Consider the following 19615-nt stretch of genomic DNA (forward strand, 5'->3'; position numbering starts at 1 on the left):
CTGGCGCCGATACGGACTCGGCGATCCTGGTCGATTAGCGGCGATAGACGGTCTGCAGCACCACGGTGGCGCGGTCACCCACGGTCGTATCGCCGCTGCGGGCGGTGATGCGATAGAAATCGGCGGTATTGAGGGCGCCGCACGGCGAATAGCCCGAACAGTTGGAGAGCTGGTGCACGCTCGGCGGCGGTATCGTGAAGTTACCCAGGTACTCGACCACGTACTGTGGGGGACTGGCTGCCAACGCGCCTGGATCGAAACCCGTCTTCTGGACCGGCTTAATGACGGCGGTCGAGTCGGTAAACGGATTGGGGACGCATTTGGTGGTGCTACTTGGTGAGCAATCGCGGAACACGGAGGGCGACGCGGCGCTCTGGACGTCTGCCTCACCCTGACGCAACGCCGCTTCCGCTGCCTGGAACGCGACTTCGCGATCGTAAAAGTTGCCCGTCATCTTCTGCTGCATGATCGTGCCACGCACGGCAGCCAGGCCAACAAGCGTAATCACGACCAGCAGCACCAGGGCCACGATAAGTGCCACGCCTCGCTGGTCACGACCAGATGAATGGCGATGGGCGGGACCACTGGAGACAGAAATCGAATGCTGGTTCATCTCAGTTCACCCGGTTGCGCAAGGTTGCGGTGATGGCGACGTTTCGCATCAGCGCCTGCGCCTGGCCCTGCACATCCGTACCGGCGCGCGCATCATCGCTTTGCACCGTCAGCTGAACCTGGACAGCCGTCACACCCGCCCAGCTGGTGACGGATGCTGGTGCAACGAACGAGGTCGTACCAGACTGCAAATACGTGATCTTCATATCCGTCACATTGCGTACCATCTCCTGGAAACTGTTTGCCTTCACCGCCCCAGCACCGTCGTTGCTCAGTGAAACGCGATAGAGCGATTTGCCACCCGCAGGATTGACGCCGATATACCAATCGACCGCGGATAGCTTGGCGATCAAGGCGCTTTGCCCGAACGTATAGGGATTGCCGCTGGCCACGCAGACGCCCGGATAGCCGAGGCCCGTGGAGCAGTTGTTTGTCGCGTCGTAGGTGATGGTCTTGGTGGAATCGGTGTACGTAGTGGTCTTGAGGATGGTCGCGTGATCGGGATCGCACACGACGATGATATCGCCGCCCTGCAGATCGCCTGCCGACCCGTTGATCGTGAAATTGGGCGTTGCTGCAGACGGCGAATGAACGTTCACGCTCATGGTGGTGTCGGCCGCACCCAGGAGCTCGATGGAATCGGTCGTACTCACCCGGTTGGTTTCCGCCGTTCCGCTGGCGACGGCCGGATCTGTGGTGCCACGCGCATAACCGACGATGGCATTGCCCCAGTTGGCCCACCAGTCGGTGCCGCCGTTGGCGGGACCGTTCTTGAGCACGCTGGTGAAACGCGCATTGTTGTTACAGCCGGTGAGCTGCGCATTGCGGATGTCATGCGCCAGCAGTTCGACGGCCAGCCGCGTGCTTTCCTGCACATCGCCCAATGCATTGTTGGTGCGATAGGTCTGCTGGTTGGCGAGAAACACGCTGGTCACGCCACCGATGACGATGAGGCCAAGCAGCATCGCCACCATCAGCTCGATCAGCGTAAAGCCCCGATGGCCTTCCCTGGTCGAGACGCGCCGGCGGCCGCCATCATGGTTGACGTCGCGGACGCTCATAGAATCCCCTTGGTGATGACGCTCTGGCTGGTGTTGTTGTTGATCGCACCCGCCTTGGTATCGTCGAAGGAGACCGTGATCGTGCACAGGCCGCTGCTCTTGCAGTCGATCACGCCGCTGGTGGTCGATACCGCACCGCCCAACGCGGGGATGGCGAGCTGAGTGGTGCACCATTGATTGAGCTGGTAGCCAGCCAACGTGCCATCTGTTGCAGGGCATTTGTCCGCGGTGATGGTCCGGTTGTAGACGCCACCTGTCGCATTGACGATATCAGCGCGCATCGCATCCTGGATCGAGTGCGCGGCAATCGTCGCCATAGTGCGCGCCATGGAACTGTTATTGGTGGATAGCGAGCGCGCCTGCAGCGCTGCCATGCCGAGGAACGCGATCGAAAGGACCAGGACGGCGATCATCACTTCGATCAGGCCCACGCCGGCCTGGCGTGCCCGGGTTGAAGACAGGCGGCTCTTGATGCCCTCGTTGCGCTCAAACGCCGACATCGGGGCCGAGGTACCGATGCTGCTCATGGGCAGGCCCCATTTGACGGTGTTACCTGAATGATCGAGCCACTGGTGATCGTGATGGTGCGGATGTTCTGGAAGGTGCCGTTCAACGAGCTCGTACAAATGATCGCAATGGTGTCGCCCGAAGGGGTCGTTTGCCCCGCCTTCTGGCCCACCCCCTGGCTGGTAAAGCGCAAAGCGGTCACACTGCCCTTGAACTGCAGCGGCGTCGTGATACTGCTCACGGCACCCAGCACTCTGGTGGCCGTGCCATCGGCTTTCATGACATAGACAGCCCCTGGTTGGACTTCCGTGCTGCATGCGGCGCCCAGCGTATCGGTCTGGTTGTTCGCCGACACGTCGCTGCAGAACTGCGAACCAGCATTGCGCTTCACCGCTTCCATGCGCGCCACGTTGATGGCGGCGACCACGTCGTTGGTGGCCGTGGTAAGGCGACTGGACAGCGTCAGCTGGCGAAAGCTGGGGATGGCAATGACCAGCAGTATGCCTGCCACGGTAAGCGCGACCATCAGCTCAATAATGGTGAATCCAAGGTGGCGTCCACGCGTCGCCGCGGCATGCTCCGTAGCGTCTGCCGGCGCGGCAAGCCCGTCCCCTACCAGGGCCAGCACAACGCTTCGCTGGCGCGAAAAGACCTGCATGGCATTTCCCCTGTTTCCCTGGCCGGCACTGTACCCAGCAACCCCGATTAGCCAAGTAACTATCCGACAAAGAGTAGGTTTTTCCTGACGAGTGGTTCATGCCGCCTCACAAAATTGGACGGCAATCACACACTAGAGCTCTGGCTGACGATCGATTCCGTGTGGCCTCGGCACCCCTCGGTCGACCCCACCTCCGTGAACGGAATGTGCACGTTTCCATGTCCTCTGCTCGCCGTGCCACGGGCCTCATCGCCATCCACAAGCCTAGGCACGGCTTGCCACTGGGCGGATAATTGGCGGCCCTTGCAACTGGCGGCTGCCCCACTGATGTTCGTTCCCGGTCAACGATGGATCTCCACCGCCGAGCCAGAGCTCGGCCTTGGCACCGTGCTGCGCGTCGAAGGACGCGGGGTGCAGGTGCTGTTTGCGAAGGCGGGGGTGCTGCGCCCGTATGCCGTCGATTCGGCGCCGCTGGTGCGCGCGGAGTTTCGTCCCGGCCAGCGCGTGGCCGGCAAGGGCATCGCTTTCCTGGTCGAGCGCGTGGAAGTGCGGGAAAGCCTGCTGGTCTACCGCGGCGAGGGGCGCGAACTGGAGGAAGGGCAGCTCGACGACGAGCAGAGCGTCAGCCAGGCCGATGACCGCCTGATCGGCGGCCGCACCGACCCGCCGTCCCATTTCGAACTGCGCCTGGAAGGCCTGCGCCGCCGTGCCGATGCCCGCCGTTCGCCGGCCTGGGGCTTGGGCGCCTCCCGCATCGGCCTGGTGCCGCATCAGTTGCGCGTGGCCGGCATCGCCTCCGCGCGCCGCCCTCCTCGCGTGTTGCTGGCCGACGAGGTGGGCCTGGGCAAGACCATCGAGGCGGGCATGATCATGGCCCGCCAGCTCGCCACCGGCCGCGCCGAGCGCGCCCTGATCCTGCTGCCCGACACCCTGGTCTACCAGTGGTTCGTCGAGTTGCTGCGCCGCTTCAACCTCAGCTTCGCCATCTACGACGAAGAGCGCTGCGAGGCGCTGGAGCAGTCCGGCGACGGCCGCAACCCGTTCGAGGACGAACAGCTGGTCATCGCCGACTTCAGCTTCCTGGAACAGTCGCCGCGACGCGCGCAGCAGTTGCTCGAAGCCTCCTGGGACCTGCTGGTGGTCGACGAGGCGCATCATCTGGCCTGGACGCCCGAAGCCGCGAGCCCGCGCTACACGCTGGTGGAGAAGCTCGCCGCGGCCACGCCGGGCGTCATCCTGCTCACGGCCACGCCGGAACAGCTGGGCCGCAGCGGCCACTTCGCCCGACTGCGCCTGCTCGACCCGCAGCGCTATCACGACCTGGACATCTACCTGTCCGAGTCGGACAAATTCCACAACCTCTCCCGCATCGCCGACCGGTTGCTGGAAAACCAGTCGCTGGACGGTCCGCAGCGCGCCATCCTGCAGGAGGCGTTTGCCGGTGATGAAAGCCTGCTGGCGCGGCTCGCCGATGCGACCAAGCCGGAGAACATGCGCGAGATCCTCGCGGCGCTGATCGATCGCCACGGCACCGGCCGTGCGATGTTCCGCAATCGCCGCGCGAGCATCGGCGGCTTTCCCAAGCGCCTGCCGGTGTGGCATCTGCTCGACGCCGATTCGCTCAGCGAAGATCGCCGACAGACGCTGCTGGCCGAATTCCATGCGGACATCCAGCAACCGCCGCCGGCCATCGAAGTTGATTACGCCAGCGACCCGCGTCTCGACGCGCTGGTCAACCTGCTCGATGCGCACCCGCAGGACAAGTTCCTGCTGATCTGCCGCAGCCAGGCCAAGGTGCTCGCGCTCGAGGAAGCCCTGCGCACGCGCAGCGGCGTGGGCGTGGCGCGCTTCCATGAAGGCCTGGGCATCGTGCAGCGCGATCGCAACGCGGCGTACTTCGCCCAGCCCGACGGCGCGCGCCTGCTGCTGTGTTCGGAAATCGGTTCGGAAGGCCGCAACTTCCAGTTCGCGCATCGCCTGGTGCTGTGGGATCTCCCGCTGGATCCGGATCTGCTGGAACAGCGCATCGGTCGCCTCGATCGCATCGGCCAGAAGCACGACATCAGCATCCATATCCTCGCCGTGGCCGACAGCGCGCAGCACGTGCTGGCGCGCTGGTACGACGAGGGCGTGGACGCGTTCCGCTCCAGCCCCGCCGATGGCCGCGAACTGCTGCGCCGTTTCGGCGAATCGCTCGCCCGCCTCGCCGACGAGCATGCACGCGACGACGACAACCGCGACCAGGAGCTCGACGTGCTGCTCGCGGAAACACGCGGCGCACACGAGGAAATGGCCGCCCTGATCCGTGACGGCCGCGACCATCTGCTCGAACTGGCCGCCAGCCGCGACTTGCACGCGGACGAACTGCAGCAGGCTTTCACCCGCGAAGACCACGATCCGGGCCGCGACGGTTTCATCCAGGCATTGCTGGAACGCTTCGGCATCCACACCGAAGAGCTGGGCGGCAAGGTGTTGCTGCTCGATCCGCAGTATCTCTCCACCGATGCCCTGCCCGGTTTCGCCGAGGGTCCGCAAGCCGTCACGTTCGCACGCGACGTGGCGCTGGCGCGTGAGGAACTGCCGCTGCTGCGCCTCGATCACCCGATGGTGCAAGGTGCGCTCGACCTCACGCTGTCCAACGAACAAGGCAACGCCGCGTTCCTGGTGGATGACGCGCTGCCGCCGCGCAGCGCGCTGCTGCAGGCGGTGTTCCTGCTCGAATGCGTGGCGGATCGTCGTCTGGATGCGGAGCGCTTCCTGCCCACGCAGCCAGTCATGGTGACCGTCGACACGCGCCTCGCCGAGCGCGCGGACTTCCGCCCGAGCGAAGTCGCGCTGCGCAAGGCCGCCGACCGCACGATCGAAGTGCCCCGCTACCGCAAGTTCCTCGCCAAGCTCGTGCCGCCGATGCTGGAGAAGGCCGAAACCATCGCGCAGGAGCGTTCGCAGGCCCATGTCACGGAGGCCGTGACCCAGGCCACCGAGACGCTCGATGCCGAGCTGTCGCGCCTGATCGGCCTGCGTGCCGTCAACCCGGCGATCAGCGAATCGGAAATCGCCGCCATCGCCGACGAGCGCACCGCCTTGCTGAAGGCGTTGCCGGAATCGCGACTGCGACTGGACGCCGTGCGCTTCGTGGTGAGCCCGGACTTCCTGGCCCTGCGCTGATCCGCTGCATGTGCCTGGCGGAAGCGCACGCGGTGCGCTTCCGCTCTCGCAGGCCTCACGCCGTCGCTGGCACCGCCGCCATGCGGCCATCCACGCCGAACAGCCTGTAGGCCACGCTGAGCAGCGCGATCCACGCCACGCCGACATAAAGCGCCACGCGCGTATCCGGGCTGACGCCCAGCATAACCAGCACGAACGCGAAAAAGGCCAGGCACAACACGCCAGTGAACGGCCACCAGCGAAGTCGGAAGCCCGAAGGCACTTCGCCGCCCAGCCGCATGCGGCGACGAAAGCTGTAATGCGCCAGCAGCACCATCGTCCACGTCCACACCGTGTTGAACGACAGGATCGACATCATCATGCCGAACACCTTGGCCGGCAGCAGGTAGTTGAGCAGCACGGCCAGCAGCAAGACCGCCAGCGTCGCCAGGATGGCGCGCAGCGGCACGCCGTGCGCATTGACCCTGCCCAGTGCCGATGGCGCCTGGCCCTTGCTGGCGAGGCTGTACAGCATGCGGCTGCCGCTGAACGTGGTGCTGTTGAAACCCGACAAGGCCGCCGTGATCACCACGAAATTGATCAGGCCAGCCGCCTGCGGAATGCCGAGCTTCGCGAATGTCGTGACGAACGGGCTGCCGTGTTCGCCGAGGCCTGTCCACGGATAGATCGCCATGATCACGAACAGCGCTCCCACGTAAAAGATGAGGATGCGCCACAGCACCGAATTCACCGCGCGCGGAATGGTGCGCTCCGGCTGCGCGGCCTCGCCCGCCGCGATACCCACGGTTTCCACGCCGCCAAAGGAGAACACCACCACCGGCAAGGCGAGCACCATGCCCATCACCCCGTGTGGAAACCACCCTCCGTGTGACCAGAGGTTGGAAAGCCCGGTGGGTTGCCCTCCGTTGCCCCAGCCAAGGAAGATGATGGCCAGCCCGCCGACGATCATCGCCAGCACGGTCACGACCTTCACGAGGGTGAACCAGAATTCCATCTCGCCGTAGATCCGCACGCTCAACAGATTGAGTCCACCGATCATCAGCACGCTGCCGAGCACCCAGATCCAACGCGGCCAATCGGGAAACCACGCCTGCATATACGCGCCGACGGCAGTGGCTTCGGCCATGCCGACGCCGACCATCAGCAGCCAGTAGTTCCAACCGGTGAGATAGCCGGCGAACGATCCAAGGTAACGCTGCGCATACACGCTGAACGACCCGGCGACCGGATCGTGCACCGTCATCTCGCCCAGCGCGCGCATGATGATGAAGATCATCACGCCGCCGACCATGTAGGCGAAGAGCACCGACGGGCCCGCGAGCTTGATGGCGTCGGCGGAGCCGAGGAACAGGCCTGCGCCGATGGCCATGCCAAGCGCCATGAACGTGATGTGGCGCGGCGTGAGGCGGCGCTGCAGATGCTGGGTCATGTCGATCGAACGGAATACGTGAAGGTCAACGCCAGAGCTGGCGACTCGGCTTGATCGGCAACTTGCCGCGCCAGTACTGGATCAGCAGGAAGCCGCCCAGCATGCCGCCGAGGTGGGCGAAATGCGCGATGCCGGATTGGGTGCCGGTAACACCCAGCACCAGCTCGAACAGCGCATACAGGGTAACGAACAACCAGGCGGAAATCGGAATGGGCAGGAAGATCAGCATCATCTTCTCGTGCGGAAACAGCATGCCGAACGCGAGCAGGATGCCGAAGATCGCTCCCGAGGCTCCCAGCGTCGGATAGAACCCGCCGGTGAACCACTGCACCACCATCAGTTGCGCCAGCGCCGCCATCAACAGGCAGACGAAGTAATACACGACGAAATTGCGTGGCCCGAACACCCGCTCGATCTGCCCGCCGAACATGAACAGCGCCAGCATGTTGGACAGCAGGTGCAAGGTGTTGCCGTGCATGAAGGCGTAGGACACCAGCTGCCACGGGCGAAAACCGATCGATATCAGCCCTTCCGGCAGCTGCTCTACCCTATCAGGCCCCCAGGGCCACAAGGCGAAATGCAGGATCAGGGTGTAACCCATCACCTGCTGCAACAGGAAGACCGCGACATTGGCGATCAGGAGGTTGCGGGTGACGACAGGCAGGTCGAACGGCATGGGAACACTTCGGGGGACGGTTCCCACAAGCGTAACCGCGCGGGGCGCAGCCGTCACGCTCGTGACTCCATGGAATCGCGCCGGCATGGCCGCGCCTGCGCCCCGCCTGCTCTCGATTCCAGCAAGAGACGAGATGCCGGTTGCCGGCGGCAACACGGCCGTTTCCATCGCAGCGAAAAGCAAATGGACGTCCATTTGAAAATTCCGTCAGGCGAAACGTCAGCAGCCCCCAGCCTCGTCCCATGACGGGATATCGTCGCGGCAGCCGCATCTCGCCCCTGCTGTAAGCCGCATGCAAGCCTCGGAAAGAACGGCAAATTCTTGCGAATGTCGCAAGATGGAGGCGTGCCTTTCGGTACGCTTGAAGCGGCCGTGCGACACGCTAGATTGTGCGTTCCGCACCACCTGGAATCCTTATGCGTCGCGCAGGGATGATGTTGCTGCTGTGCATCGCGCTAACCGCATGCCAACGCCATCAGACAAACAACGGCACGGCCGATGCGCTGTCTTCGGCGGCGAGCTTTTCGCCGGGCATCGTCCTGGACGACGTCAGGCAGCACATGAAGGCGCTGTCGTCGGACGAACTGCTAGGCCGCACGGTGGGCGGCGAGGCGGAGCAGCGCACGACCGCGTATCTCGTCCAGCAGTTCACGCGCATCGGACTGGCTCCGGGCAACAACGGCAGCTGGCTGCAAACGGTGCCCTACGTGGCGGCGACGCTGCAGCAACCTGAGCAGGTCAAGCTTTCGATCCACGGCGAAACCGGCAGCGACGAGTTCGCCTTCGGCAAGGACATGGTGGTCGGCACGCTGGCGGAGCAACCGCACTCCGCGCTGGACGCATCGCCGCTGGTGTTCGTGGGCTACGGCATCAACGCGCCGGGCGAGCAATGGAACGATTACGCCGACGTCGACCTCAAGGGCAAGACCGTCATCATCCTCGTCAACGATCCGGGCTGGGCGAACCAGGATCCCCGCCTGTTCAGGGGCCGCGAATACACGTATTTCGGCCGCTGGACCTACAAGTTCGAGGAAGCCGCGCGCCGGGGCGCAGCCGCGGCCTTCATCGTGCACGACATGGACGGCGCCGGGTATCCGTGGTCCGTCGTGCGGGATGGATGGTCGATGGCGAGGCCGGATCTTCCCATGGCCGATGATGCGGGACGACAGCGCCTGCCTGTGGCCGGATGGATCACCACCGCCGCGGCGCAAAAGCTGTTCGGCCTGTCCGGTGCGGATTTCGATGCCTTGAAGAAGCAGGCATCGCAGCGAGGCTTCAGGCCGGTGCCCTTGCATGCCACGCTCAGCGTCGCCTTTGACAGCACCATCCGCCGCGGCGAGTCGCACAACGTCGTGGCTCGCCTCGACGGCAGCAAGCGTCCGGGCGAAGCCATCGTCTACTCCGCCCATTGGGATCATGTGGCGGCAGCTGGCGAAGGCCCGCACGGCACGATCGACAACGCCACCGGTGTCGCGGGCTTGCTGGAAATTGCCGAGGCGTTCGCGCATCGCGCACCCAAGCCTCATCGCTCGGTGCTTTTCATCGCGACCACGCTCGACGAAACCGGTTTGATCGGCGCGCGCTACTACGTCGGTCATCCGCTGGTGCCGCTCTCCAATACGGTGGCCGACATCAATCTCGACCTGCTGCCCACGGATGGCCCGGCCAGTGCGCTGGCGGTGATTGGCTTCGGCCAGTCGCAACTCGACGACTACCTGGCCGATGCGGCGCACACCCAACGACGCAAGGTCATGCCCGACGTCGAGCCGGAAAAGGGCTTGTTCTTCCGCTCCGACCAGCTCAGCTTCGCCCGTGCTGGCGTTCCCGTGCTGTACGTACGTTCCGCCGCGTCGCAACCCGATGCCGGCACCGACGACGGCGTGCCCGCCGCGCTCGACCGCTACAACCCGCGCTGGGACCTGTCGGGCACGGTGGAAGACGTCCGCGCGCTGTTCATGGTGGGAAGTCGCCTCTCGATGGAGGACAGCTATCCGCAGTGGAAGCCGGGCAGCGATTACCAGCGTCCGCAGAGCATGCGCGGGCTCTGAACACGCGTTCCAACGGCAGCACAACTTTCCGCGCCGTAGAATGCCGCCATGAGCGTTTCACCACGCCAGGTGCACCTAGCGGGCGCGACCGGCCTTACCGGCCAGTGGGTGCTTGCGCTCCTGCTCGATGATCCTGGCGTGGAGCGCGTGGTCGCTCCCACCCGCCATCCCCTGAGCCCGCACCCCAAACTGGGGAATCCGGTAGGCATGGTCAGCCACTTGATCTGCCAGCTGCAGGGGCCCGTAGACACCGTGTTCTGCTGCCTGGGCACCACCATCCGGCAAGCCGGATCGCGCGAAGCCTTCCGCATGGTGGACTACGACTTGCCGCTGATGCTTGGAAAGCACGCTCTCGCACTCGGTGCACGCCATTACATCGTGATCAGCGCGCTGGGCGCGGACCCGGCCTCTCGCCTGTTCTACAACCGCACCAAGGGCGAGCTGGAACTGGCCCTGCAAAAACAGGGTTGGCCGCAGCTGACCATCGTGCGTCCCTCGCTGCTGCTTGGCGCACGACACAAGCCGCGCCTGGGCGAAGTGTTCGCCGCACCGTTCTCGCGCATCCTGCCCGGGCGCTGGCGGGGCATCGAGGCGTCGACCGTGGCCTGCGCCATGGTGAGGCTCGCGAAGACGCCAGGCGAAGGCGTACGCATCGTGGAATCGGACGAGCTCCAGGTTCTCGGCCACTGAACCGGTATCAAAAAAAGGCCGCCCATCGGGCGGCCTTTGACTGACGGAGATACGGGAACTCAGCTGCTGCGGGCAAGCGCGTCGGGACGCTTGGCACCGGCGAAACGCTTGGCCCAGTAGGACTCGTCGAGGCTGTCCACGCGCACGGTCTTGCCGCGCGAGGGCGAGTGGATGAACTGGCCGTTGGCGATATAGATGCCCACGTGCGAGATGCGACCCTGGCCACGCTTGCCTGCGGTGCGGAAGAACACCAGGTCGCCCGGCTTCATGTCGTCGCGATTGACCTTCAGGCCAGCGAGGAACTGCGAAGCGGAATTGGTCGGCAGGTCCAGGCCCACGGCGTGGGCGAACACGTAGCGGACGAAGCCGCTGCAATCGAAACCGGTGGAAGGATCGCGGCCGCCGCGCACGTAACGAATGTCGCGCAGCTTCATGGCCAGGCTGATCAGGGTCTTGCGCAGATCGGAGGTGTCGTTGGCGAGCGAGGCGACGTTGTCCACGCCATTGCCCGGCATGCCGTCGGCATCCAGATCGTCTTCTTCGATGGCCCAGCCCGAGGGCTTGGACTTGGACTGCGCGAGAGCCGGCTGGGCCGGAAGCGCCGCCTGCGTGAGGCTGGCCGCCGGGGCAAACACGGCAAGCGTACCCATCAGGTTGGGAGCGAGGGTGGCGATCGGGGCGTTGGCCTGGCCATTGAGCGGCTCGGCGAAAAGCGGAAGGGACGTGAGCAGTGCACCAGCAAGCGCAGCGGCAGCAAACAATCGCTTCGTTGGCATGTGGGACAAATCCCTTTGCAGTTCGTGGAGTTATGTCGTTGGCAGGTGCCGCCGACGTGATGGCCATGTGAACTTAGCAAAGGGATATAGGCCGTATGTTCGATCGAGGTTAACTGAACTCTGTCGTTTCGAAACTTGGCACGGCCCATGCTTCATACATAACAGACTGATCCATAAGCATAAAGGGTCAAAATGTGACTACTTTTTGACCAATTAGTGAACTAATTATTCAGTTCAGTTCCGTATGTTTCAGACGTGCGTCACATCCCGGCGGCCAAAGATCGCAGTGCCGATGCGGACCTCGGTGGCGCCTTCGGCGATGGCGAGCGAAAAGTCCCCGCTCATCCCCATCGAAAGCCGAGGCAATTCATGGCCTTGCATTTCGGCCGCATCGCGTAGCTCGCGCAGCCGGCGGAAACAGGCACGTACCGCCTCGGGGTCATCGGACTGCACGGCCATGGTCATCAACCCACGCACGCGCAGCGTGTCATAGGCACGCAAGGCCTCCAGGAAGGCCGGCAGATCAGCCGGCGACAGGCCCTGCTTGCTCTCCTCCGGCGAGGTCTTCACTTCGATCAGCACGTCGATCGCGCGGCCTTCGATCATGAGGCGCTTGTGCAACGCTTCGGCCAGGTCGATGCGGTCGAGCGATTGCACTTCGCTGGCGAGCCGCGCGACATCCTTGGCCTTGTTCGTCTGCAGGTGGCCGATCACCACCCATTCGATGTCTTCACCGGCGAGTGCTTCGGCCTTGGCGCGGATTTCCTGCACCTTGTTCTCGCCAAAGCGCTTCAAGCCCAGCGCCATCGCGGCGCGCACGACTTCCGGCCCGAAGGTCTTGCTGACGGGCAGGATCGACACGTCCGAGGGATCGCGGCCGGCATCGCGACAGGCGGCATCGACGCGCCCGCGTACAGACGCCCAGTTGGCGGCAAGGTAAGCGTGGTCAGTGGAAGCAGTCGTCATCGCGGATCGCCCGGCAGGTGGCTGCGCAGGCATCGGCGGCACTACGCGGCGAAGGAAGCGGCGGCCCCGGAACGCCCGGGGCCGCGTGGAACTCAGCCCTTGGCGCCCTGCGCGTAGTGGCGCGCCACCACGTCCGCCACCACCATCGACACCTTCTTGCCGGTCGGAATGTGCAGGAATTCGTTCGGACCATGCGCGTTCGAGTGCGGGCCGAGCACACCGGTGATGAGGAACTGCGCCTTCGGGAACTTCTCGCCCAACATGCCCATGAACGGAATGCTGCCACCTTCGCCCATGTACGCCGCCGGCGCCCCGAAGTAGGTCTGCGACGCGCTGGCCACGGCATCCTCAAGCCACGGCGAGAGCTGCGGCGCGTTCCAGCCGCTGCCATCCTTCTCCAGCTTGAAGGTGACCTTGGCGCCGTACGGCGGATCCTTCTCCAGCAGTTGCTTGACGAACTGGCCAGCCTTGGCGCCCGACAGCGTCGGCGGTACGCGCAGGCTGAGCTTCACCGCGGTCTTGGGGCGCAATACGTTGCCGGCGCTTTCCAGCGGCGGCAGGCCATCGGCGCCGGTCACGGCGAGCTGCGGACGCCAGGTGCGGTTGAGCACCAGCTCGGTGAGGTCTTCGGTGACCGGCTTCATGCCCTCGACGAACGGAAACTTGTCGTACACCGCCGTGCCCAGCACGTCGGCCGACTTCTTCGCCTGCTCGATGCGCTGCGTCGGAATATCGACGTAGAGCTCCTTGGGCTTGATCGTGCCGGTCTGTGGGTCTTCCAGGCGGCTCAGCAGCTCGCGCAGGATGCGGAAGCTCGAGGGCACCACACCGGAGGCGTCGCCCGAATGCACGCCCTCCTCCAATACCTGCACGGTGAGTTCGCCGCCGGTCATGCCACGCAGCGAGGTGGTGAGCCACAGCTGGTCGTAGTTGCCGCAGCCGGAATCGAGGCACACCACCAGCGACGGATTGCCGATGCGGTCGGCCAGGTGATCGACGTAGAACGGCAGGTCATAGCTGCCCGATTCCTCGCAGGTTTCGATCAGCACCACGCAGCGCGCGTGCGGAATACCCTGCTCGTGGAGCGCCAGCAGCGCGGCCAGCGAACCGAAAATGGCGTAGCCGTCGTCGGCACCGCCGCGGCCGTAGAGCTTGTCGCCCTTCAGCACCGGCGTCCACGGGCCGAGGCCTTCGGCCCAGCCGGTCATTTCCGGCTGCTTGTCGAGGTGGCCATACAGCACGACGGTGTCGTCGCCCGTGCCTGGCACTTCGATGTAGATGAGCGGCGTGCGGCCTTCCAGGCGCACGACTTCGAGCGTCGCGCCGGGCAGCGACGGCAGCTTGCTGCGCGCCCAGGTCTCCATCAGCTTCACCGCGGCGTCCATGTAGCCGTGTTCCACCCACTTGGGATCGAACATCGGCGACTTGTTGGGGATGCGGATGTACTCCACCAGCTGCGGCACGATCTCGTCATCCCACAGTCCGCTGATGAAACGGTTGAGGCGAGCGGTATCCATGGGGCGACTCCTGCAGCGAAAGGAAAGTCGCCATTGTATCAGCGCAGCCGAGAAGCCCGCCGGGCCCCACACGCCATGCTCCCCAGGCGCACACGCTTGCCGCGTCATCCCTCATATAGCCATGGCCGTCGGCCTACTGCCGGATGGCCCATACCCGGGCAGAGTCGCTGCGCGGTCCAAAACGGAGGCCGCTTCATTCCACAGGGAGAATCACATGCGCAACAAGATCGTCGCCATGCTCGTCAGCCTGGCCATGGCCCTTCCCGCCTTCGCGGCCACGCCGGTCAACGTCAACAAGGCCGATGCGGCCACCTTGGCCAAGTCGCTCGACGGCATCGGCCACAGCAAGGCCGAGGCCATCGTGGCCTGGCGCGAGGAACACGGCCCCTTCAAAAACGTGGACGACCTCGGGCAAGTGAAGGGCATCGGTCCCGCCACGCTGGAGCGCAACCGTAGCGCCATCCTGCTGGACGATGCAGCGGGCACCAGCAAGGCTGCCAAGCCGGCGGCGCCCGCCAAAGCCAAGGCGGCAGCCAAAGCCACCGGCGAATAATCAAACCTATCAGCCACTTGCGTTTAGGAAACCTTTCCGGTCGGGTCTGGCACACCCGACCGGATGGGCCTACACTCGGCCGCCTTGATGTAGGTTAGGGGCGACATGATCCTTCCGCGTTACCGCATTGCCGCGTCGGAAATCGTCGGGGCGGGACAGGGGTTGTTCCTGGAAGAAGACGTTGCGACGGGGCAGATTGTCACGGCGCCGGACGCCATTGACCGCACCTACCGCTATCAGGACCTCGTCGGCTCGCCGGAGCTTTCGGCACAGCTGTACGCCAGCGCGCGCTGGTTCGAAGACCGCTACACGGTGTCTCCCGACTGGCCCGACGAGTGCTACATCAACCACAGCTTCGAACCGACGGGGCTGTGGCATCTCGGTTTCGTGTTTGCCACGCGCGACTTGCCTGCGGGCACCGAGATCACGGTGGATTACCGCCACCTGTTGCCGCCCGGCGAAGAAGAAGCCTTTGTCGATACCGCGACCGGACGCAGGATTGTCGGCCTGCCCTGGATCGAAAGCCTCGCCACCAGTACGCATGCCCTCGCTGCGCTGCTGTCTGGCACCCGACTTGCTTGTTGAAGACCATGATCGATATACCCGTCATCGAAACGGCGCGCCTGCGCCTTACCGCTCTCGCCGAGCGGCATTTCGAGGATTACGCCTGCATGCTCGCGGACCCGGCCAGCACCCGCTGGATCGGCGACGGCCAGCCGCTGGACCGCACCAATGCCTGGCGTTCGCTCGCCATGCTGATCGGCCATTGGCAGCTTCGCGGCTACGGCATGTGGGCGCTGGAGCTGAAAGACACCGGTGAGTTCATCGGCCGCGCCGGCCTGATGCGCCCGGAGGGCTGGCCGGACCTCGAACTGGGCTGGATGCTCAAGCCGCAGTTCCGCCACCACGGCTACGCCACCGAAGCCGGCAACGCCATCCTGGACTTCGCCTGGCATGCGTTGAGCGTCCAGCGCGTGATCAGCCTGGTGAGGATCGGCAACGAAGCCTCCGACCGCGTCGCCGAACGGCTGGGCGGCGAGCACATCGAGGACATGGACTTCTTCGGCGCCAACAACCACGTGTTCGCGTACTACCCGCCGCTTCCCGAGAAGCGACGCGCCTGGGCATGAGCCAGCTCAACCGCCTCCCGTCGGAAACGCTGCAGGCACGGCCGTGTGCCGACGGCGGCGTGACGATCACGGAGGTGGCCAGCAGTTCCCCAGGCGACGACTGGCAGTGGCAGCTGACCCTGGTCGACATCGGCCGGGACGTGGAATTTCCGTCGCATACGGACATCCGCAGGCAGTTTGTGCCGCTGGACGCCGCCGTCTCGGCCACCTTTCCGGACGGCCGCACCCTGCACCTGAAGCGGTTCGACGTGGCGCATTTCGACCGCACGAACGCCCCCGAGGGCTGCCACCCCGAATCGCCTACCCGCGCCTTCAGCCTCAAGCTGCGCAACGATACCCAGGGCGAGCTGATCGTGCGTCCGCTGAACGGCACGATGGTGCTGCTGGCGCCCGGCGGCTGGCGCTGGTTCGTCCTGCTGCTTTCCGGCCAGGCCAAGGTCGTGGCCGACCATCGCACGCATGACCTGCTCCAGAACGACATGCTGTGGATCGACCCGATCCCTGGCCACCCGGTGCGGATCGAGGGCGGCGGGGAAATCGTGCTCGCGCGGCTGCCGATCCTCTGACGCGACCGCTGCTAGACGAGCGCGCGTGGTCAGAAACTGGAGCGTCGTGCGCCGCCGAGTGAACGGGCCACTTCCGCGAGTGCGAGCAGGCGCGCGATGCGCGTCCATCCCAGCGCGACGACCACCAGCGCACTGAGCGCGAATCCCAGCAGCAGACCCTGCGTGCCCACGGACAACGTATGCGCGCGCGCCAGTCCGAGCGAAAACGCCAGCGCGAAACCGATTGCCGTCACCAGCAGGTAGACGAACAAGGTCGAGAAGGGACGACGCAGCAATTGCACGAGCCCGCGCACCATGGCCAGGGAAGCCGAGCGCAGCGAGGCATCGGCGATGAAGGCCGCGCGCGCCGATTCCATCCAGGCCTGTGCCAGCGCGATCACCGCACCGGCCCACCACCACGCCATGTGTTGCGCGGCGATCGCGCGGGATTCGAGCACGGCAGCATCGGATGCATCGTCCGCCCGGTCAAGCCCGAGCTGGACCAGATAGCCGGCAGCGACATAGGGCAAGACCGACCACAGCAGCAGCCGGAACATCCGCCCGTATTCCGCCAGTCCGCCCTGCAAGAGCGGACCAAAACCCAGGGCGCGACCGGCGCGGCCACTGGCCACCACCATGCCGTTGAGCCAGGGCAGCAACAGCAACGCAAGCAGCAGGCTCGCAGCCAGCGCGCCGTGCAAGGTCGCATGCTGGGGCACCAGCGCACGCAGCACGTCGCCAAACATCAGCACGTCGAACTGCTGCGCCCACGCACGGGCATGCGTGGAGTGGTTCAACAGCGCCCCCAGCGATTGCAGCAAGGGCAGCGCAGCCACCGCCACCGGCAAGAGCAGGAGCAATACCCACAACAGCAGTAGCCGCCACTGCAGCGCCGAGAACAATGCGCCGAACACGTCGCCGAGATCCACACGGCGGGAACTCTTGTAGGCCATCACAGCGTCACCAGGAATGCGTAGAAAGCCTGCAGCGCGGCGGCGACATCGGCCGTCCAGCGCCGCGAGGCGGAAGCATCGGATTTCACCGTGCGGCTGTCGTTGAGCTTGTTCGCATCAAGCAGGATGTTCTGCTCGCGATCGAGTTCGGCCGAAACCACCTTGGTAGGCCGGGTGAATACGAAGCGCGCCCAGCGGCGGGCATCGTCCCACCGCACATCCTCGTGGCTGCCATCGGCAAAGGACACGCGCAGCACCTGCGGCACCGGTGCGCCTTCCCGCACGACCGTCACCGTGCCGCGCCACAGGTAAGGACCCGGTCCGTTTTCCTTCGCATCGGGGTGCGCCTTTTTCCATGCATCGTGCTGCTTGTCGACCTGTGCATCGCGGTCGTCGCTCGACAGTTCGCTGCGCTGCCCCTGTTTCACCCAGCTGCCGGCTTGCGGCGTCACTTCCTGGTTGTCGATGGCATCGACGCGATCATCGATGTGTGCCGTGCCATAGACGAACTGGTCGAACACTTCATTCACGGCGCGTGCGTTGCCCGACACGTCGATCAGCGTCTTGCGCAGATCCGCCACCGACGGATGTCGGAAGTGCCAGCGCCGGTAGTACTCCTTGAAGCCATGCTCCATCACGCTCTTGCCGAGGCGCTCTTCCAGATCATGCATGGCCGTCGCGGTGCGCGAGTAGACCGTGCCATAGCTGGTGCTGGAGTAACGATCCCAGCTGTTCTCTCCCAGCGGGTCGTAAGGCCTGGCGAGACCGGCGTAGAGACGCTCCACGCTGAACACGTCCGCCGACGGCGTGATGTCGGCGCGACGCAGCCACGAACTGGGCGTGAGGATGCGCTGGTTGCGCTCCCGCAACATGCGGTTGTCCCAATACTCGTTCATGCCTTCGTCGAGCATCGGCTCCTCGAATTCGTTCGAGGCGAGCAGGCCGTAGAAATAACCGTGACCGAACTCGTGGATGGTGACGAAATCGATGTTCCACTGGTCGGAGGTCCGGCTGTCGATCTCCTTGTAGCCTTCGGCGGTGAAGAAGGTCGGGTACTCCATGCCGCCCGCTTCGTCCGCGTTGTACGGCGGCACCACCGCCGTCGCCGTGCGATACGGATACGCGCCCAGCGTTTCGGAAAAATAGCTGAGCGAATCGGTGGTCGCCTTGAGCACCGGTTGTGCGCTGGCGATGTATTCGGGCGGATAAATCACCCGCACGGCGACCTTCGGGCTGCCCGGTCCTTGCCAGGTCGTATCCAGCGTCCGGTAACCCTTGGCCGCCACCCATGCGAAGTCGTGCACGTCGCCCTGCATGAAGTGATAAGTGGTCTTGTCACCGGCCCGCTCGGGCTGGCCCTGCAACTCACCGACGGCGCCGACGGTGTAGTCCGAAGGCACGGTGAGGCGCACGTCGAAGTTGCCGAAGTCGGCGTAGAACTCGCTGTTGAAATGGAACTCGTGCACGTTCCACTGCACCTGCGTGGCGCCGCGTTCACCGGGCAATTCCAGCACGCCGATCTTGGGAAACCACTGCCCGACGAGATTGAAGTCGCCCCACCAGCCCGTGCGCTCCACCACGCGCGGCAACTGGCTGGTGAAATCGATATCGAGCGTGAGCGTGCCGCCGGCGGGCACCGGCTCGGCGAGGTCGATGCATGCCACGGTCTGGTCGGTCGCCGGGCCGTCGTCGGGATGCACGAAGCTCCACTTCAAGGCGGCGCTGCCCTGCTGCACGCTCTTGAGGTCGATCCAGCCCCATTCGCCTTTTTTCAGCGCCGCCGCGCCACGCGAATGCCCATGCGCGGTGAGCACGCTGCGCTCGGTAAAGAAGGTGCTGCCTTCGTTCTGGAAGGCATTGAGGTAAAGATGCAGATAAATGCGGTTGACCGGCTGGCCACTGCGGTTGCGCCAGGTGAGCTGCTCGGTGCCGCTCACGCGGTGCCTGGCTGCATCGAGTTCCGCGTCGATGCGATAGCCGACCACACGATCGGAAAGCGTCGGTTCGCTGCCGTTGCGGATACCGCCCCATGCATCGTCGGCGCTGGGTTCGCGCGGTGCAGCGGCATGCGCCTTGGCGAGAGGAATCAACGGTGGTGGCGTGTGCGCCGCTGCCGGCGTTTCTTGTTGCGCATGGACCGCCAGGGGCCATGCCAGACACCACGCCACCGCCAGCCAGCGGCCGCGCCTGCTTCCCCTCAACATCACCATGCTGCCCTCCCCCGAAGGAACGCGCAGCGTGAGGCATCGGCGCGCAGCGCTCCTATAGGCCAAAGGTCATGGTTGGCGTACGCGTCGAGGCAAGCGTGAGGCGCTGTTCCGGCCGT

18 protein-coding genes are annotated in these 19615 nt (G+C 65.0%); 7 read left to right on the plus strand and 11 right to left on the minus strand.

Annotated elements, in window-relative coordinates; translation table 11 throughout:
• Positions 1-34: 34 nt before the first annotated feature.
• Genes CA260_RS15385 through CA260_RS15400 form a run of 4 tightly spaced genes read right to left on the minus strand, consistent with a single transcriptional unit; the run spans position 35 to position 2838 of the window.
• Positions 35-613 (minus strand): pilus assembly PilX family protein, encoded by a 579-nt coding sequence (locus tag CA260_RS15385; protein ID WP_238149778.1) that lies wholly within the window; start codon positions 611-613, stop codon positions 35-37.
• 1 nt (position 614) lies between these two features.
• The gene (locus CA260_RS15390) at positions 615-1673 is read right to left on the minus strand and encodes a PilW family protein (RefSeq protein WP_111983920.1); all 1059 of its coding nucleotides are present in this window, start codon (positions 1671-1673) and stop codon (positions 615-617) included.
• The gene (pilV, locus tag CA260_RS15395; protein WP_238149780.1) at positions 1670-2200 is read right to left on the minus strand and encodes a type IV pilus modification protein PilV; all 531 of its coding nucleotides are present in this window, start codon (positions 2198-2200) and stop codon (positions 1670-1672) included. The genes CA260_RS15390 and pilV overlap by 4 nt, the downstream gene beginning before the upstream one ends.
• Entirely contained in the window at positions 2197-2838 is a 642-nt protein-coding gene (locus CA260_RS15400; protein ID WP_111983921.1) for a GspH/FimT family pseudopilin, read from the minus strand. The genes pilV and CA260_RS15400 overlap by 4 nt, the downstream gene beginning before the upstream one ends.
• A gap of 327 nt (positions 2839-3165) precedes the next feature.
• Between CA260_RS15400 and rapA the strand changes: the two genes are divergently transcribed.
• Positions 3166-6006, plus strand: a complete 2841-nt coding sequence (rapA, locus tag CA260_RS15405; RefSeq protein ID WP_111983922.1) for an RNA polymerase-associated protein RapA — start codon at positions 3166-3168, stop codon at positions 6004-6006.
• Between the two features lie 55 nt (positions 6007-6061).
• Here the strand turns inward: rapA and CA260_RS15410 are convergent, their stop codons facing one another.
• Together CA260_RS15410 and CA260_RS15415 are read right to left on the minus strand one after the other, a co-directional pair.
• Positions 6062-7435, minus strand: a complete 1374-nt coding sequence (locus tag CA260_RS15410; RefSeq protein ID WP_111983923.1) for an amino acid permease — start codon at positions 7433-7435, stop codon at positions 6062-6064.
• A 25-nt stretch (positions 7436-7460) separates the two neighbouring features.
• On the minus strand, positions 7461-8111 hold the full coding sequence (locus CA260_RS15415) for a rhomboid family intramembrane serine protease (RefSeq protein WP_111983924.1): 651 nt from the start codon (positions 8109-8111) through the stop codon (positions 7461-7463).
• A gap of 416 nt (positions 8112-8527) precedes the next feature.
• Here CA260_RS15415 and CA260_RS15420 point away from each other — a divergent pair, with 416 nt between their 5' ends.
• Both CA260_RS15420 and CA260_RS15425 read left to right on the plus strand, forming a co-directional pair.
• Positions 8528-10159: a M28 family peptidase gene (locus CA260_RS15420; protein ID WP_111983925.1), complete on the plus strand. Its 1632-nt coding sequence runs from the start codon at positions 8528-8530 to the stop codon at positions 10157-10159.
• A gap of 48 nt (positions 10160-10207) precedes the next feature.
• A complete protein-coding gene (locus tag CA260_RS15425) occupies positions 10208-10849 on the plus strand; it encodes an oxidoreductase (RefSeq protein WP_111983926.1) in 642 nt (213 codons plus the stop codon).
• A 59-nt stretch (positions 10850-10908) separates the two neighbouring features.
• On the opposite strand, the gene CA260_RS15430 is transcribed toward CA260_RS15425, so the two are convergent.
• The 3 genes from CA260_RS15430 to CA260_RS15440 all read right to left on the minus strand — a co-directional run bounded on the left by CA260_RS15430 (position 10909) and on the right by CA260_RS15440 (position 14108).
• On the minus strand, positions 10909-11625 hold the full coding sequence (locus tag CA260_RS15430; protein WP_111983927.1) for a C40 family peptidase: 717 nt from the start codon (positions 11623-11625) through the stop codon (positions 10909-10911).
• A 249-nt stretch (positions 11626-11874) separates the two neighbouring features.
• Positions 11875-12591 (minus strand): YggS family pyridoxal phosphate-dependent enzyme, encoded by a 717-nt coding sequence (locus CA260_RS15435; protein WP_111983928.1) that lies wholly within the window; start codon positions 12589-12591, stop codon positions 11875-11877.
• Positions 12592-12683: 92 nt separating this feature from the next.
• Positions 12684-14108, minus strand: coding sequence for a M20 family metallopeptidase (locus tag CA260_RS15440; protein ID WP_111983929.1), 1425 nt, complete (start codon positions 14106-14108; stop codon positions 12684-12686).
• 214 nt (positions 14109-14322) lie between these two features.
• Between CA260_RS15440 and CA260_RS15445 the strand changes: the two genes are divergently transcribed.
• The 4 genes from CA260_RS15445 (at position 14323) to CA260_RS15460 (ending at position 16357) form a co-directional block, all read left to right on the plus strand.
• The gene (locus CA260_RS15445) at positions 14323-14661 is read left to right on the plus strand and encodes a ComEA family DNA-binding protein (RefSeq protein WP_238149781.1); all 339 of its coding nucleotides are present in this window, start codon (positions 14323-14325) and stop codon (positions 14659-14661) included.
• 105 nt (positions 14662-14766) lie between these two features.
• On the plus strand, positions 14767-15246 hold the full coding sequence (locus tag CA260_RS15450) for an SET domain-containing protein-lysine N-methyltransferase (RefSeq protein WP_111983931.1): 480 nt from the start codon (positions 14767-14769) through the stop codon (positions 15244-15246).
• A gap of 5 nt (positions 15247-15251) precedes the next feature.
• Positions 15252-15791 (plus strand): GNAT family N-acetyltransferase, encoded by a 540-nt coding sequence (locus CA260_RS15455; protein WP_111983932.1) that lies wholly within the window; start codon positions 15252-15254, stop codon positions 15789-15791.
• On the plus strand, positions 15788-16357 hold the full coding sequence (locus CA260_RS15460; protein WP_111983933.1) for a HutD family protein: 570 nt from the start codon (positions 15788-15790) through the stop codon (positions 16355-16357). The genes CA260_RS15455 and CA260_RS15460 overlap by 4 nt, the downstream gene beginning before the upstream one ends.
• 29 nt (positions 16358-16386) lie before the next feature.
• Here CA260_RS15460 and CA260_RS15465 read toward each other — a convergent pair whose 3' ends face one another.
• Positions 16387-17289 carry a hypothetical protein gene (locus CA260_RS15465; protein WP_338065738.1) on the minus strand — a complete coding sequence of 301 codons (903 nt, stop codon included), beginning with the start codon at positions 17287-17289 and terminating at the stop codon, positions 16387-16389.
• Complete coding sequence (locus CA260_RS15470; protein WP_338065739.1) at positions 17289-19499, minus strand: M1 family metallopeptidase; 2211 nt, start codon at positions 19497-19499, stop codon at positions 17289-17291. The genes CA260_RS15465 and CA260_RS15470 overlap by 1 nt, the downstream gene beginning before the upstream one ends.
• Positions 19500-19615: the final 116 nt, after the last annotated feature.

The sequence above is a fragment of the Dyella jiangningensis genome (genome assembly GCF_003264855.1).
Taxonomy (GTDB): domain Bacteria; phylum Pseudomonadota; class Gammaproteobacteria; order Xanthomonadales; family Rhodanobacteraceae; genus Dyella; species Dyella jiangningensis_C.